This window comes from Streptomyces sp. CBMA123 (genome assembly GCF_014596465.1).
Classification (GTDB): domain Bacteria; phylum Actinomycetota; class Actinomycetes; order Streptomycetales; family Streptomycetaceae; genus Kitasatospora.
In genome coordinates this window covers 1-15,280 of record NZ_MECK01000624.1, presented here as the reverse complement: position 1 = coordinate 15,280, position 15,280 = coordinate 1, and the positions used below count along the sequence as shown (strand labels likewise).

General features: G+C 72.3%; 15 protein-coding genes. 6 read left to right on the top strand and 9 right to left on the bottom strand.

Going from position 1 to position 15,280, the window contains the following annotated elements:
* Positions 1–17: 17 nt before the first annotated feature.
* Positions 18–929, top strand: a complete 912-nt coding sequence (locus BG452_RS41965) for a 5'-3' exonuclease (RefSeq protein WP_188309654.1) — start codon at positions 18–20, stop codon at positions 927–929.
* Positions 930–988: 59 nt separating this feature from the next.
* On the opposite strand, the gene BG452_RS41960 is transcribed toward BG452_RS41965, so the two are convergent.
* Entirely contained in the window at positions 989–3,844 is a 2,856-nt protein-coding gene (locus BG452_RS41960) for a DEAD/DEAH box helicase (RefSeq protein WP_188309653.1), read from the bottom strand.
* A gap of 243 nt (positions 3,845–4,087) precedes the next feature.
* Here BG452_RS41960 and BG452_RS41955 point away from each other — a divergent pair, with 243 nt between their 5' ends.
* Both BG452_RS41955 and BG452_RS41950 read left to right on the top strand, forming a co-directional pair.
* The gene (locus tag BG452_RS41955) at positions 4,088–4,462 is read left to right on the top strand and encodes a hypothetical protein (RefSeq protein ID WP_188309638.1); all 375 of its coding nucleotides are present in this window, start codon (positions 4,088–4,090) and stop codon (positions 4,460–4,462) included.
* A gap of 29 nt (positions 4,463–4,491) precedes the next feature.
* Positions 4,492–4,905, top strand: a complete 414-nt coding sequence (locus tag BG452_RS41950) for an ArsR/SmtB family transcription factor (RefSeq protein WP_188309637.1) — start codon at positions 4,492–4,494, stop codon at positions 4,903–4,905.
* Here the strand turns inward: BG452_RS41950 and BG452_RS41945 are convergent.
* Positions 4,829–6,019 carry an aminotransferase class V-fold PLP-dependent enzyme gene (locus tag BG452_RS41945; protein WP_317621494.1) on the bottom strand — a complete coding sequence of 397 codons (1,191 nt, stop codon included), beginning with the start codon at positions 6,017–6,019 and terminating at the stop codon, positions 4,829–4,831. The genes BG452_RS41950 and BG452_RS41945 overlap by 77 nt on opposite strands.
* Before the next feature lie 260 nt (positions 6,020–6,279).
* Here BG452_RS41945 and BG452_RS41940 point away from each other — a divergent pair, with 260 nt between their 5' ends.
* On the top strand, positions 6,280–6,603 hold the full coding sequence (locus BG452_RS41940; protein ID WP_188309635.1) for a DUF2568 domain-containing protein: 324 nt from the start codon (positions 6,280–6,282) through the stop codon (positions 6,601–6,603).
* Between the two features lie 198 nt (positions 6,604–6,801).
* Here BG452_RS41940 and BG452_RS41935 read toward each other — a convergent pair whose 3' ends face one another.
* On the bottom strand, positions 6,802–7,002 hold the full coding sequence (locus BG452_RS41935; RefSeq protein ID WP_188309634.1) for a hypothetical protein: 201 nt from the start codon (positions 7,000–7,002) through the stop codon (positions 6,802–6,804).
* 50 nt (positions 7,003–7,052) lie between these two features.
* Between BG452_RS41935 and soxR the strand changes: the two genes are divergently transcribed.
* Positions 7,053–7,514 (top strand): redox-sensitive transcriptional activator SoxR, encoded by a 462-nt coding sequence (soxR, locus tag BG452_RS41930; RefSeq protein WP_188309633.1) that lies wholly within the window; start codon positions 7,053–7,055, stop codon positions 7,512–7,514.
* A 139-nt stretch (positions 7,515–7,653) separates the two neighbouring features.
* On the opposite strand, the gene BG452_RS41925 is transcribed toward soxR, so the two are convergent.
* From BG452_RS41925 to BG452_RS41905, 5 genes are read right to left on the bottom strand one after another with little or no spacing between them, the layout of a single operon-like run.
* Positions 7,654–8,628 (bottom strand): ABC transporter ATP-binding protein, encoded by a 975-nt coding sequence (locus BG452_RS41925; protein WP_188309632.1) that lies wholly within the window; start codon positions 8,626–8,628, stop codon positions 7,654–7,656.
* Positions 8,628–9,635: an ABC transporter ATP-binding protein gene (locus BG452_RS41920; protein ID WP_188309631.1), complete on the bottom strand. Its 1,008-nt coding sequence runs from the start codon at positions 9,633–9,635 to the stop codon at positions 8,628–8,630. The genes BG452_RS41925 and BG452_RS41920 overlap by 1 nt, the downstream gene beginning before the upstream one ends.
* Positions 9,635–10,621: an ABC transporter permease gene (locus tag BG452_RS41915; protein WP_188309630.1), complete on the bottom strand. Its 987-nt coding sequence runs from the start codon at positions 10,619–10,621 to the stop codon at positions 9,635–9,637. Before BG452_RS41915 ends, BG452_RS41920 begins: the two co-directional genes overlap by 1 nt.
* Entirely contained in the window at positions 10,618–11,568 is a 951-nt protein-coding gene (locus BG452_RS41910) for an ABC transporter permease (protein WP_188309629.1), read from the bottom strand. The genes BG452_RS41915 and BG452_RS41910 overlap by 4 nt, the downstream gene beginning before the upstream one ends.
* Before the next feature lie 2 nt (positions 11,569–11,570).
* Positions 11,571–13,322 (bottom strand): ABC transporter substrate-binding protein, encoded by a 1,752-nt coding sequence (locus tag BG452_RS41905; RefSeq protein ID WP_188309628.1) that lies wholly within the window; start codon positions 13,320–13,322, stop codon positions 11,571–11,573.
* A 174-nt stretch (positions 13,323–13,496) separates the two neighbouring features.
* On the opposite strand from BG452_RS41905, the gene BG452_RS41900 reads away from it, so the two are divergent.
* Complete coding sequence (locus BG452_RS41900) at positions 13,497–14,945, top strand: aminopeptidase P family protein (protein WP_317621493.1); 1,449 nt, start codon at positions 13,497–13,499, stop codon at positions 14,943–14,945.
* A 1-nt stretch (position 14,946) separates the two neighbouring features.
* On the opposite strand, the gene BG452_RS41895 is transcribed toward BG452_RS41900, so the two are convergent.
* The coding region (locus tag BG452_RS41895; RefSeq protein WP_188309627.1) for a nitronate monooxygenase at positions 14,947–15,280 on the bottom strand (334 nt) is incomplete at its 5' end.

Below are 15,280 nucleotides of genomic sequence, written 5' to 3'. Positions count from 1 at the left end.
TGACCGCACCGCGACTGATGCTCCTCGACTCCGCCAGCCTGTACTTCCGGGCCTACTACGGCGTACCGGACACCCTGCGCTCACCGCAGGGTGAGCCGGTCAACGCCGTCCGCGGCCTGCTGGACTTCATCGCCCGGCTGGTCCACGACCACCGGCCCGACGAACTCGTCGCCTGCATGGACGCTGACTGGCGCCCCCAGTGGCGGGTGGACCTCATCCCCTCCTACAAGACCCACCGGGTCGCCGAGGCCCCGGAGGCCGCCGAGGCCGGCGAGGAGGAGGTGCCGAACACCCTCGCCCCGCAGGTCCCGGTGATCGAGCAGGTGCTGGACGCCCTCGGCATCGCCCGGATCGGCTCCCCCGGCTACGAGGCCGACGACGTCATCGGCACCCTCACCGCCCGCGCCAAGGGCCCGGTGCAGATCGTCACCGGCGACCGCGACCTCTTCCAACTGGTCGACGACGCACGGCAGATCACCGTGCTCTACCCGGTCAAGGGCATGGGCAACCTGCAGGTCACCGACAACGCGCTGCTGCTGGAGAAGTACGGCGTGGACGGCGCCCGGTACGCCGACATGGCGGCCCTGCGCGGCGACCCGTCGGACGGCCTGCCCGGCGTCAAGGGCATCGGCGAGAAGACCGCCGCCCAACTGATCAACGAGTACGGCGACCTCCCCGCCATCCGCGCCGCCGCCCTCGACCTCGGCTCCAGGCTCACCCCGGCCCGCCGCCGCAACATCGTCGAGGGCGCCGCCTACCTCGACGTCGCCCCCAAGGTCGTCCGGGTCGCCGACGACGTCCCCCTCCCCGACTTCGACCCGGCCCTCCCCCACGAGCCCCTCGACCCGATGACCCTCGAACACCTCTCCACCCGCTGGGGCCTCGGCACCTCCCTGGACCGCCTCCTGGAGGCCCTCGCCACCCGCTGACGCACACCCCGAAGGGCCCGCCCGTTCGAGTCGAACGGGCGGGCCCTTCGGAGTGGTGACTAGCCCACGGAGGAGTAGGCGATGATGCCGCGGCGCAGGCCGTCGACGGCCTTGCGGGCAGTCTTGCGGAGTTCGGCGTCCTCGCCGGCCGCGTCCTGGATCTGGCCGAGGACGTCGATCAGCTGCTTGGTCCAGCGGACGAAGTCGCCGGCCGGCATGTCGGCGTCGCGCAGGACCTGGTCGAGGTTGTGGCCGAGGGCCCAGCGGTAGGCGGCCCAGGCGAAGCCGAGGTCGGGCTCGCGCTGGCCGACGCCCTCGGCGGTGTTGATCCGGTGCTGCTCCTCCAGGGCGTCCAGGTGGCCCCAGATCCGGACCATCTTGCCGAGCGCCTCCTTGGCCGCGCCCTCCGGCACCCGGGGGGCGACGGCATCGTCGGACTGGCGCGATTCGTACACCAACGCCGAGGCGCAGGCGGCGAGTTCGGCGGCGGCGAGGCCGCTCCAGACGCCTTCGCGGATGCATTCGGAGGCGAGCAGGTCGAGTTCGCCGTAGAGCCGGCCGAGCCGCTTGCCGTCGTCGGTGACGGTGTCGCCCTGGAGGTAGCCGAGGTCGGTGAGCAGTGCGCAGACCCGGTCGAAGGTACGGGCGATGGTGTGGGTGCGGGAGCGCATCCGGCGTTCGAGCAGTTCGGTGTCGCGGTGCAGCCGGTGGTAGCGCTCGGCCCAGCGGGCGTGGTCCTCGCGGTCGGAACAGCCGTGGCAGGGGTGCTGGCGCAGTTCGGTGCGCAGCCGGGTGATCTCCGGGTCGTCGGCGGCGGCCGCGCGGCCGCGCCGGAACCGCTCGGGTTCGAGGTGGCCGGCCTTGGTGCGCAGCGCGGAGGCGAGGTCGCGGCGGGACTGGGGGCTGCGCGGGTTGAAGGACTTGGGGATGCGCAGGCGCTCGATGGCGGCGACGGGGTACGGGAAGTCGATCATCGCGAGCCGCTTGACCTGCCGTTCGGCGGTGAGCACCACCGGGCGCGGGCCGTCCTGGAAGTCGGGGTGGCGCGGGCCGCCGCGGCCGGAGCGGTCGACCGGCGGCAGGCCCGGGTCGAGGACCAGGGCGAGGCCGGCGAACTTGCCGGTGGGGACGTGGATGACGTCGCCCGGCTTGAGCTGCTCGATCGACTCGATGGCGGCGGCGCGGCGCTGGCTGGTGCCCTCGCGGGCCATCTCGTTCTCGCGGTCCTTGAGCCGGCGGCGCAGCTCCATGTACTCGTCGAAGTCGCCGAGGTGGCAGGTCATCGACTCGCGGTAGCCGTCCAGCCCCTCCTCGTTGCGCTGGACCTGGCGGGCGATGCCGACGACCGAGCGGTCCGCCTGGAACTGGGCGAAGGAGGTTTCCAGCAGTTCGCGGGAGCGGTGCCGGCCGAACTGGGAGACCAGGTTGACGGCCATGTTGTACGAGGGCCGGAACGAGGACTTCAGCGGGTAGGTGCGGGTGCCGGCCAGGCCGGCCAGGGCCTCCGGGTCGAGGCCGCGCTGCCAGAGCACCACGGCGTGGCCCTCGACGTCGATGCCGCGCCGCCCGGCCCGGCCGGTGAGCTGGGTGTACTCGCCGGGGGTGATGTCGGCGTGGGTCTCGCCGTTCCACTTGACCAGCTTCTCCATGACCACCGAGCGGGCGGGCATGTTGATGCCGAGCGCCAGGGTCTCGGTGGCGAAGACGGCCTTGACCAGGCCCTTCACGAAGAGCTCCTCGACGACTTCCTTGAACCGGGGCAGCATTCCGGCGTGGTGGGCGGCGATGCCGCGCTCCAGCCCGTCCAGCCACTCGAAGTAGCCCAGGACGTGCAGGTCCTCGTCGGGGATGTCGGCGCAGCGCTCCTCGACGATGGCGCGGACCAGGGCGCGGTCGGAGTCCTTGTTGAGCCGCAGGCCGGAGCTGAGGCACTGCTGGACGGCGGCCTCGCAGCCGGCCCGGCTGAAGATGAAGGTGATCGCGGGCAGCAGGCCCTCGGCGTCGAGCCGGTCGATGACGTCGACCCGGCCCGGGGTCCAGACCCGGCCGGGACGGCCGTTGGGCATGGAGCGGCCCCGGCCGCGGCCGAAGCGGTCGCGCGGGTTGCGGTCGAGTTCGGAGCGGGCGAGCCGGACCAGTTCGGGGTTGACGGCCTTGCCGGGGTTCTTGAGGCTGTGCTTGGGGCGGCCGTCCCGGTCGGGGTCGGCGAACAGGTCGTACATCCGGTTGCCGGCCATCACGTGCTGCCAGAGCGGCACCGGGCGGGTCTCGGAGACGATGACCTTGGTGCCGCCGCGAACGGTGTCCAGCCAGTCGCCGAACTCCTCGGCGTTGGAGACGGTCGCGGAGAGCGAGACGAGGGTGACCGACTCGGGGAGGTGGATGATGACCTCCTCCCAGACGGCGCCGCGGAGGCGGTCGGCGAGGTAGTGCACCTCGTCCATGACGACGTAGCCGAGGCCGTCGAGGGTGCTGGAGCCCGCGTAGAGCATGTTGCGCAGCACCTCGGTGGTCATGACCACCACGGGGGCGTCGCCGTTGACGCTGTTGTCGCCGGTGAGCAGGCCGACCTTGGCCGCGCCGTAGCGCTTGACCAGGTCCCCGTACTTCTGGTTGGAGAGCGCCTTGATCGGCGTGGTGTAGAAGCACTTGCGGCCGGCCTGGAGGGCCAGGTGCACGGCGAACTCGCCGACGATGGTCTTCCCGGAGCCGGTGGGGGCGGCGACCAGGACGCCCGAGCCGGCCTCCAGGGTCTCGCAGGCCTCCAGCTGGAAGTCGTCCAGCGGGAAGTCGTAGAGCTGCTGGAAGCCGTACAGGGCGGTGGCCTGCTCCTGGGCCCGGCGACGACTGGCCGCGTACGCCTCGGCGGGGCTGAGCTCCTGGTCTTCCTGGGGCTCTGGATCGGGGGTGTTCATCGCCGTCCGGGTGTGGTTGGTGTGATCTCGCATCTCAGCGAGAGGTTACCCGGGTGGAGTGACATCGATAGCACCGTTTTCCGTGCGAGGAGATCACTCCTCTCTCAGATCCATAGTTGCAAATGTCTTCAAGCGACCAGGAGTGGACCAGATCCGAACGTCTGCGGTCATCAGCGGTGGAGTCCGGGAGTTGCTGCCTACCTTCGTGAGCCACAGCCACCAACTCACGGGAGGACCGCCACGATGGCGAACCTGGAGACGTCCCTCAAGGACGCCATGTCGATCGACGGCGCGATCGGCGTCGCCCTGGTCGACTACGGCAGCGGCATGGCCCTCGGCACCCTCGGCGACGGCGGCGAGCTGGACCTCAACGTCGCCGCGGCCGGGAACACCGACGTGGTCCGCGCCAAGATGCGGGCGATGGAGGCGCTCAACCTGCTCGACAACGAGATCGAGGACATCCTGATCACGCTGACCCACCAGTACCACATGGTGCGGCCGATCACGACGCCCAGCGGGCGCGGGCTGTTCCTCTTCCTGGTGCTCCACCGCAACCGCTCCAACCTGGCGATGGCCCGCCACCGGCTCAAGCAGATCGAGCTCTCGCTGGAGATCTGAGCCCGCCGACACCAGGGAAGGGGGGCCGCGTGACGGTAGCCGTCTACCAGGCCAAGGCCGAGTTCTTCCGGATGCTCGGCCATCCCGTCCGGATCCGGGTGCTGGAGCTGCTGCAGGCCGGACCGACACCCGTGCACTGCCTGCTCGCCGAGCTGGAGGTCGAGCCCTCCAGCCTGTCCCAGCAGCTCGCGGTGCTGCGCCGGTCCGGCATCGTCACCGCCACCCGGGACGGCAGCACGGTGGTCTACGCGCTGGCCGGCGGCGACGTCGCCGACCTGCTCCGAGCAGCCCGGCGGATCCTCACCGGGCTGCTCGCCGACCGGAACACGCTGCTCGCGGAACTGCGGGCGGCGGGCGGCCAAGCCGCTACTCCTTCAACAACTCCACCAGCCCCTCCGCCAGCCGCTCGTAATCCGCCGCCCGGTTGTACACCTGGCCGCTGACCCGCAGCACCCCGCCGTCGGGCCCCGGCCGGACGGCGACCCGGACGCGGTGGCGCCGCCACAGCTCGGCCACCAGCGCGCGGCACGACGCGTCGGAGCCCGCCCGGCCCTCCGGCATCCGTACGGTGCGCATCCACACCCCGGGCGTCGCGGGCAGCGCCCGCAGGCCCACCCGCTCCACCAGCACCCGCTGGCCGTACGCGGCGAGCGCGGCGTTGTGCGCGGCGACCGCCTGGTGGCCCAGCTCGCGCAGCAGCGCGAAGCCGGCCGGGGCGGCCAGCCAAGGGGTGTAGTCGCAGGTGCCGCGCCATTCGACGTTGGCCGGGAAGCCCCGGTGGTGCTCCCAGGACAGCGCGAGCGGGCGCACCCGGGCCGTCCACTCGGGACGGACGGACAGCACGCCGGTGGCGCGCGGGGCGAAGGCCCACTTGTGCAGGTTGCCGAACCAGAAGTCGGCGTTCGGATCGACCGGTTCGGCCAGCATGCCGGGCGCGTGGGCACCGTCGACCAGGGTGGTCACCCCGCGCTCGCGCAGCTCGGCGACCAGCTCCGGGGAGGCCACCGTACGGGCGGTGAGCGAGGTGATCCGGTCCAGGACGGCGACGGTGGTGCGCCCGTCCACGGTGGCGAGCACCGCCTCCCGGACGGTCCGCTCGTCCGGGGCGTCCAGCGGCACCTCGGCCACCACCAGTTCGGCGCCCGCCTCGGCGGCCCGGCGGGCGACGGCCTCGGTGACCGCGCCGTAGCCGTGGTCGGTGACCAGGATCCGGTCGCCAGGGGCGAACGGGATGCTGTCCAGGGCGATCGCCGCCGCCTCGGTGACGTTGGCGACCAGCGCCAGCCGGTCCGGGTCGGTGGCCAGCTCGGCGGCGATCCGCTCCCGGACCCCGGCGATCCGGGCGGGCAGGTCGGCGAAGAAACCGTCCGGGTCCAGCTCCTGCTCGGCCCGCAGCGCCTCCTGCACCCGCTGCACCGGCAGCGGCACGGCGCCGTACGAGCCGTGGTTGAGGTGCGCGGCCTGCGGCGAGACGCTGAACAGCCCCTCGGCGGCGGGCAGCGGGGCCGGGGGCTCCGCGGTGGTCAGGTCCTCGGTGGTGGTCAGGTCCTCGGTCACGAAGGTTCCTCCCCTGGAACAGCAGACGAGTCGAGTGGTGTATGACATTTCATATGGCACGAGGGCCCGGTCCGTCCATCCACCCCACCCAACGCGCCTCCCGCACACCTCTTCGGGGCGATCCATTGAGTTCCCGCGGGCCGGACTGGGAAACTCCGCCTGACCGCCGCCCGGCCGGGCGGCACCGCGAACGGGGAGCGCACGGGATGAGGATCGCAAGACCGGGACCGGTCGGACAGCGGCAGTGGACCCCACTGACCATGACCAACGCGGGGCTCGCCTTCGGGCTGGAGCTCGCCATGCTGGCCGCGCTCTGCTACTGGGGGTTCAAGACCGGCTCCACCCTGGCCACCCGGCTGCTGCTGGGGCTCGGCGCCCCCGCCCTGGCGGGCACCTTCTGGGCGCTGTTCCTGGCCGCCGGCGGCCCGCGGTTCCGCCAGCCGCTCGGCGTGGAGATCGTGCTCAAGCTGCTCGCCCTGCTCACCGGGGCGCTCGCGATGCACGCCACCGGGCGGACCACCCTGGCGGTGGTCTACGCGGTGCTGGTGCTGGTCAGCGTGGCCGTGGAGTACACCGCCAACTGACGTCGCCGACGCGCGGAAGGCCCCGGGTCCCCCCGACGAAAAGGGATCCGGGGCCGGTCCGTGAAGGGCTGGGCCCATGAAGCGCCGGCCCGTGAAAGGCCGGTCCCTGAAAGGCCGGTCCGCGAAAGGCCGGGACCATGAAGCGCGCCGGTCCGCGAAGGGCCCGCCCGCGAGACTGACCCGCTCCGCGAAGGCCCGCTACCGCAGCCGGCGGGCGGTGAGGTAGAGGTTCATCGCGTACAGCGCGACCCCGCCGGCCAGGATCGACGCGGCGGCCGCGTAGCGGCGGGAGAAGAGTTCACGCCACCCGCCCGAGGCCTCCGCCGTCGGCGACTGCGGTGGGCAACTGGGCTGCTCGGCAACGGTCGTGGCGGTCTCGACGGCAGAGGATTCGGTCACGTCCGATACGCTAGGACTTCAAGAGAACTTGAAGTCAAGGAGTGGTGACCATGGCCGGAACCGCACCGGTCGACCTGCTCAGCGTCGGCGAGGTGGCCCGGCGCGCCGGGATCGCCACCTCCGCGGTCCGCTTCTACGAGGAGCAGGGGCTGATCTCCTCCGAGCGGTCGGCGGGCAACCAGCGCCGCTACCGGCGGCACGTGCTGCGGCGGATCTCGCTCATCCTGGTCGCCAAGCGGCTCGGCATCCCGCTCTCCGAGGTCGCCGAGGTGTTCACCTGCCTGCCCGAGGACCGGATGCCGGGCAAGCACGACTGGGAACGGATCTCCCGCCGCTGGGCCGACCAACTGCGCGCCCGCCGGACGGAGTTGGAGCGCCTGGAGGACGAACTCACCGGCTGCATCGGCTGCGGCTGCGTGTCGCTGCGCCGCTGCCGGGTGCTCAACCCGGGCGACGAACTCGCCACCGAGGGGCCGGGCCCCCGACTGCTGCTGTCCTCCGAGGAGCCATGAGCCCCACCGAGGAACCCCGCCGAGGAACCAGGCGCCCCTCGGCGGAGCCATGAGGTGGAGCCATGAGGTGGAACCCGGTCGGACGCGGCCCTCGTGAGGTTCCCCGCCGCGCCCGACCGGGGGCTTGTGAGGCCGCCGGTCAGTCCGGGAAGTGGCAGGCCGCCTGCCGGCCGCCCGTCCCGACCACCTCCAGCAGCGGCCGCTCCGTCCGGCAGCGCGCCTGCGCCTTCGGGCAGCGCGGGTGGAAGCCGCACCCGGGGGGCGGGTCGGCCGGGCTCGGCGGGTCGCCGAGCAGCACGATCCGCTCCCGGGCCCGCTCGGCCGCCGGGTCCGGCAGCGGGACGGCGGACAGCAGCGCCCGGGTGTACGGGTGCGCCGGGCTGCCGTACACCTCGGCCTTGTCGCCGATCTCCACGATCCGGCCCAGGTACATCACCGCGACCCGGTCGCAGACCCGCTTGACCACCGAGAGGTCGTGCGCGATGAACACGTACGCCAGGCCCAGTTCACGCTGCAACTGCTCCATCAGGTTGACCACTTGGGCCTGGACGGAGACGTCGAGCGCGGAGACCGGCTCGTCCGCGATCACCAGTTTCGGCGAGGTGGCCAGCGACCGGGCGATACCGATGCGCTGCGCCTGGCCGCCGGAGAACTCGTGCGGGTAGCGGTCGAGGTGCTCGGGGATCAGCCCGACCAGTTCCATCAGGTCGGCGGCCCGGCCGCGTGCCTCCTCGGCGGACGCGCCCTGGACCAGCAGCGGCTCGGAGATGATCCGGGCCACCGTCTGGCGGGGGTTGAGCGAGGAGTACGGGTCCTGGAAGACCATCTGCAGGTGCCGCCGGTGCGGCCGCAGCCGGGCCTGGGAGAGGCCGCCGATCTCGGTGCCGTCGAAGGTGACGGTGCCCGAGGTGGGGTCGAGCAGCCGGACGATCATCCGTCCGGTGGTGGACTTGCCGCAGCCGGACTCGCCGACCAGGCCCAGGGTCTCGCCCGCGCCGAGGTCGAAGCTCACCCCGTCCACCGCCCGCACCGGCGCACCGGGCCGGCCGGTGCGACTGCGGCGGCCGGCGAAGGTCTTCACCAAGTCCCGTACGGACAGCAGTGGTTCCGCCATCAGACGGCTCCTTCCGGCACCAGTGGCAGGTGGCAGGCGGCCCGGTGCTCGGCCGTGGCCGGACCGAGCGGGCCGAGCGACGGGCGCTCGGCCAGGCAGCGGGCGTGCTCCTCGGCCGGCGCGCTGCCGGTGCGGGCGCAGCGCGGGGCGAAGGAGCAGCCGGGGGCGGGGACGAGCAGGGACGGCGGGCTGCCGGGGATGGCTCGCAGCGGGGCGTCGTCGGTGTCGTCCAGGCGCGGCAGCGAGTCCAGCAGGCCGCGGGTGTACGGGTGCGCGGGTGCGGCGAACAGCCGGTCCACCGGGGCCTGTTCGGCCGCCCGGCCGCCGTACATGACCAGTACCTCGTGGGCGACCCGGGCGACCACGCCCAGGTCGTGGGTGATCAGCACGACGCCGAGGCCGCGGTCCTGCTGGATCCGGGCGATCAGGTCGAGGATCTGGGCCTGGACGGTGACGTCCAGCGCGGTGGTGGGTTCGTCGGCGATCAGCAGGTCGGGTTCGCAGGCGAGCGCCATGGCGATCATGACGCGCTGGCGCATGCCGCCGGAGAACTGGTGCGGGTACTCGTCGACCCGGCGGGCCGGTTCCGGGATGCCCACCTCGGCGAGCATCTCGACGGCCCGGGCCCGGCCGGCCTTGCGGCCCGCGCGGAAGTGCACCCGGTAGTGCTCGGCGATCTGTTCGCCGACCGTGTAGAAGGGGTGCAGGCTGGACAGCGGGTCCTGGAAGACCATCGCGATCCGCCGGCCCCGGACGGTGCCCAACTCCCGTTCCCCCAGGCCGGTCAGCTCCTGCCCGTCGAGCCGGATCGAGCCGGTGACGGTGGCACCCCGGTGCAGGCCCATGACGGCCAGCGAGGTGACGGACTTGCCGCTGCCGGACTCGCCGACCAGCCCGAGGGTGCGCCCGGCCGCGACGGTGAAGGAGATGCCGTCCACGGCCCGGACGGTGCCGCGCGGGGTGGCGAAGGCGACCTTGAGGTCCTCGACCTCCAACAGTCCGGCCATCAGTACCTCACTCTCGGGTCGACGTACGCGTAGAGCAGGTCGACCAGCAGGTTGGCCGCGACGATGAAGAACGCCGCGAGCAGGGTGACGCCGAGGATCACGGGCTGGTCGGAGCGGGCCAGTCCGTCGTAGAACAGCCGGCCGACGCCGGGCAGGCCGAAGATCGACTCGGTGATGACGGCGCCGGCCAGCAGCCCGCCCAGGTCCATCCCGAAGATGGTGAGGATCGGCGTGGTCGCGGAGCGCAGCCCGTGCTTGAAGGTCACCGTGCGGGCCGGCAGCCCCTTCGCCCGGGCGGTGCGGATGTACGGCTCGGCCATCGCCTCGATCATCGAGTTGCGGCTCTGCCGGGCGTACATGGCCGCGTACAGCAGGGCGAGCGCGATCCACGGCAGCAGCAGGTTGGACGCCCAGGCCAGCGGGCCGTCGGTGAACGCGTGGTACGAGGGGTACGGCAGCAGCCCGGCCGTTCTGACCACGCCCCAGATCAGCATGATCGAGGTGAAGTAGACCGGCAGCGAGGCGGCCCCGACCGAGAGCACCATGAGGATCCGGTCGGTGAAGCCGCCCTTGCGCAGCGCCGAGGTGACGCCCGCGCCGAGGCCGAGGAGCAGCCAGAGCACGGCCGCGCCGAGGGCCAGCGAGATCGAGACCGGCAGCCGGTCGGTGAGGAGGTCCCAGACCGGCAGCCCGTACTCGTAGGAGTAGCCGAGGCAGGGGAAGCCGCAGTGCACGGCGCTCGGGCCGGTGCCGTAGTCGCGACCCGCGAAGATCCCGGTCAGGTAGGCGGTGAACTGCTCCCAGACCGGCTTGTCCAGGCCCATCGCCGCCTTGACGTCGGCGAGCCGCTCGGGGCTGCAGGTCTTGCCGCAGGCCGCCGCGGCCGGGTCGTTCGGCAGCAGGTAGAAGATGGTGAAGGTGATGGCGCAGATGGCGAGCAGGATGCCCGCCACGCCGAGCAGCCGGCGGCCGAGGTAGAGGATCACGACCGGGCTCCCCGGGGGTCGAGGATGTCGCGCAGGGCGTCGCCGAGCAGGGTGAACGCGAGCACGGCGAGGAAGAGGAAGGCCGTCGGGATGAGGAAGTACGTCGGGTCGGTCTCGTAGTGGGCGATGCTCTCGGCGATCATCTGCCCCCAGGACGGGGTCGGCGGGCGGACGCCCACGCCGAGGTAGCTGAGCGCGGCCTCGGTGGCGATCATGCCGGGGATCAGCAGCGTGGTGTACGCGATGACCGGGCCGGAGACGTTCGGCAGGATCTCCCGGGTGAGGATGCGCCAGGAGCGGGCGCCGCCGACCCGGGCGGCCTCGACGTACTCGCGGTGCTTGAGCGAGAGGGTCTGGCCGCGCACCACCCGGGCGATGCCGGGCCAGGTGAACAGGCCGATGACCAGGGTGATCAGCAGGATCCGGTTGACGTCCTTGGCCACCGACATCATCGCGATCATGAAGATCAGCGAGGGGAAGGACATCGTGAGGTCCATCAGCCGGGACAGCACGGCGTCCGTCCGGCCGCCGAAGTAGCCCGCCGCGATGCCGGCCAGGGTGCCGGCGACCACGACGACCGCGGTCGCGCTGAACGCGATCAGCAGCGACCCCTGGCCGCCGTGCAGCACCCGGGCGAACAGGTCGCGCCCGGTGATCGGCTCGACGCCCAGCCAGTGCCGGGTGCTGATGCCGCCGAAGTCGCCCCTGGGCATGCCGCCCAGGTAGGCGTCCACGGCGCGCTTGTCGAACTCCTCGGGGGACCAGCCGCCGAGCGCGCTCAGCGGGCCGGCCAGGGCCGCGGCCAGGACCAGCACGCCGACGGCGATCAGGCCGAACCGGGCCGAACCGCGGGCCCACAGCTGCTGCCCCACCCGGCGCCAGGGCCCGCGGCTCGCGCTCCCCGCGGGGCCCGTCGCCACGGCGACGGGTTGCGTGGTGGTGGTCATCCTCAGCCCTTGCCCTTGGCCGGGTCCTTGACGCCGACCACGGCCAGGTCGATCATTCCCGCGTAGCCCGAACTGCCGAACGCGCCCGCCACGTTGGTGCCGACCATCAGCGGGCGGCGCTGCCACATCAGCGGGACGGCCGGGGCCTTCTTCATCAGGTCCCCGTCCAGCTGCTGCCAGGCCTTGTTGGCCTCGTTGACGTCCGGCATGGCCGCGATCCGGTCCATCTCGTCCATCGTGGCCTGGTCCCGGAACTGGCTGAAGTTGCCCTGGTTGCCCTTCTCCTTGATGGTGCGTCCGTCGAACTGGAACGGCAGGAAGGTCGCGGCGGACGGGTAGTCCGGGCACCAGCCGTTGATGGTCAGCTCGGGGGCGTTCGCGGTGTCGCCGAGGGTGTCGGTGAAGGCGGACGGGTCCACGGTGTTGACGGTGACCTGGACGCCGGCCCTGGCCAGCGACTGCTGGATCGCCTCGGCCCGGGTCTTGTCGTTGAGCGAGACGGTGAGCCCGACCTTGAGGTCGGTCTTCCCGGCGTCCTTGAGCATGGCCTTGGCCTTCTCCGGGTCCCCGGCCGGCGGGATCTTCAGCGGGTCGGACGTGACCCCGCCGGTCAGCGACGGCGGGAGGAAGGAGGTCGCCACGTCGGCCATCGCCGGACCGCCGAACGCCGTCACCTGGGCCTCGCGGTCGACCGCCCACATCATCGCCTCGCGCGCCTTCGGGTCGTCGAAGGGCGCCTTGGCGGTGTTCAGGTACAGCATGTCCGTACAGCCGGTCCGCTCGGCCGCCATCCGGGCCTTGACGTCCGCCTTGGGCAGCACCTTGGCGACCGACTCGTGCTGCATCCAGGGCATGTTGATGGCGTTGGCGTCGGCGCCCTCGCTGGCGATGATCCGGTCGTCCGCCTGGCCGCCCTTGATGCCCTCGGTGACCACGATCCGGTCCGGGTAGGCCTTGCGGACGGTGTCGGTCGACTGGTCCCAGCTGGTGTTGCGGACCAGCACCAGCTGCTTGCCCCGGTCGTAGGTCTCGATCTTGTACGGGCCGGAGGAGAACGGCCGGGAGTCGTACTGGGTGCCCTTCTCCTGAGACTGCGGCACCGGGGAGAAGGTCGGCAGGGTGACGGTGTCCGAGAACTCGGCCACCGGGCGCTTGAGGTGGAAGACGATCGTCTTCGCGTCCGGGGTCTCGATGCTCGCCAGGTGCTCGCCGGTGAGCGGGCCCTTGTACTTCTCACCGCCGGCCAGGTACTGGATCGCGTAGTCCGGTCCGCCGGTGAGGTCCGGGGAGAAGGAGCGCTCGACGTTGTACTTGATGTCGGCGGCCAGGATCGGGCTGCCGTCCTCGTACTTGAGGCCGTCCTTGAGGGTGAAGGTCCAGGTCTTCCCGCCGTCCGAGGACTTGCCCAGGTCGGTGGCGAGGTCCGGGACGATCTCGCTGCCGGCGGCTCCCGGCTCGGACTTGAAGGTGGTCAGGGTGCGGTAGAGCAGCCGGGTGCCGAAGTCCATGTGCGGGACGGTCCAGTTGCGGGCCGGGTCGAGGTGGGCGAAGTCCTGGTTGGTCAGGACGGTGAGGGTGCCGCCCTTGGCCGGGGTGCCGCCGATGATCGAGCCGCTCTCGGCGCCCGGGCCCTTGGTGTTGCTGGGGGCCGCGTCGGCACCGCTGTCGCTCTTGTCGTTCTTGCAGGCCCCGAGGCCGAGGGTGAGGGTCGCCGCGAGGGCGGCGGCGAGAAGGGCATGGCTGCGCCTGGTCATGTGGCAACTCCGCTGTGGGGGGCCTGCTTTGGTCTGCGGGGCCGGCTCTGGCCGCACCGCCGTGTGACCCGTAACATAGTAATGTGAAATTGCACTGCACAAGAGGTGACGCCCTCCGTTACCCAGCTGTGTCCCACCACCCCCAGCACCCGACCCCCGTCTAGGAGTTCACCGGTGACCCACCCCCAGCCCGGCCTCGCCACCGGAAGCCACGATCTCGCGGTCTCCCCCGCCCTGGACGCCTTCATGGGCACCGCCTGGACCGCCACCCCGCTCCCCGCCGACCAACGCGTCCCCGGCCACCCCCAGTTCGCCGGCCGCCGCGCCCGGCTCTCCGCCGCCTTCCCCGGCGAACGGCTGATCGTCCCCGCCGGCCGGCTCAAGGTCCGCTGCAACGACCTCGACCACCGCTTCCGCCCGCACAGCGCCTACGCCTGGCTCACCGGACTCACCGGCGAGGACCAGGCCGACCACGTCCTCGTCCTCGAACCGACCGGCCCCGAAGGCCACGAACCCGTACTCCACGTACGCCCCCGATCCCCGCGCAGCGGCGGCGAGTTCTACCGCGACCGCCGCTACGGCGAGTTCTGGGTCGGCCGCCGCCCCGACCTCGACGAGACCACCCGGCTCACCGGGCTGCGCGCCGAACACCTCGACGACCTCGGCAAGCTGCTCACCGGCCCGCAACCGCCCACCCGGGTCCTGGCCGGCACCGACGCCCTCGTCGACGAGGCCACCGGGCGCGGCTCCTTCGCCCACGACGCCGAACTCGCCGCCGTGCTCTCCGAGTTGCGGCTGGTCAAGGACACCTGGGAGGTCCAGCAGCTGCAACTGGCCGTCGACCACACCGTCACCGGCTTCGAGGACGTCGTCCGCGCCCTGCCCACCGCCCTGCGCCACCACCGCGGCGAACGCTGGATCGAAGGCGTCTTCGACCTGCGCGCCCGCGCCGAGGGCAACGGCCCCAGCTACACCACCATCGCCGCCTCCGGCGCCCACGCCTGCGTACTCCACTGGATCCGCAACGACGGCGCCCTCGACCCGAACGCCCTGCTGCTGCTCGACGCCGGCGTCGAGACCGACACCCTCTACGCCGCCGACATCACCCGCACCCTCCCCCTCAGCGGCACCTTCACCCCGGTCCAGCGCCAGGCCTACGAGCTCGTCCTCGCCGCCCAGAGCGCCGGCATCGCCGCCCTGCGCCCCGGCGCCCGCTTCCGCGACTTCCACCACGCCGCCATGCGGGTCATCGCCGAAGGCCTCGCCGACTGGGGCGTCCTGCGCGTCCCCGCCGACCAGGCCCTCGCCGAGGACAACGGCCTCTACCGCCGCTACACCCTCTGCGGCAGCGGCCACATGCTCGGCCTCGACTACCACGACTGCTCCAAGGCCCGCGCCGACCGCTACGTCGACGGCACCCTGGAAACCGGCATGGTCCTCACCGTCGAACCCGGCCTCTACCTCCAGCCCGACGACGAAACCCTCCCCCTCGAACTCCGCGGCCTCGGCATCCGCATCGAGGACGACCTCGTCATCACCGACGACGGCGCCCACCTGATGTCCAGCGCCCTCCCCAGGACCGTCCCCGCCATCGAATCCTGGATGGCCACCCTCCTGAGCTGAGTCAGACCCCCCGCGCGCCCCGCCACAGCTGCCCGACGACGGCCTCCGCCGCCCCCGGGCGGGCCAGGCGGTGGGCGGTGCCGGCCCAGAGGTGCATGGCGTCGGTGTCGGCGCGGCGGGTGGCGGCGGCCCGGAGGGGGGCGGTGAGGTGGTGGACCTCGGGGTAGGCGGGCGGGGCGTACGGGCCGTAGCGGTCGATGAAGGCGTTGCGCAGGCCGCGCGCGGGGCGGCCTGTGAAGGCGCGGGTGACGACGGTCCGCGGCAGTTCGGTGAGCGCGGCCCGGTGGGCGGCGGCGGCGCCGGACTCGTCGGTGCGCAGCAGCGCCGTCCCCAGC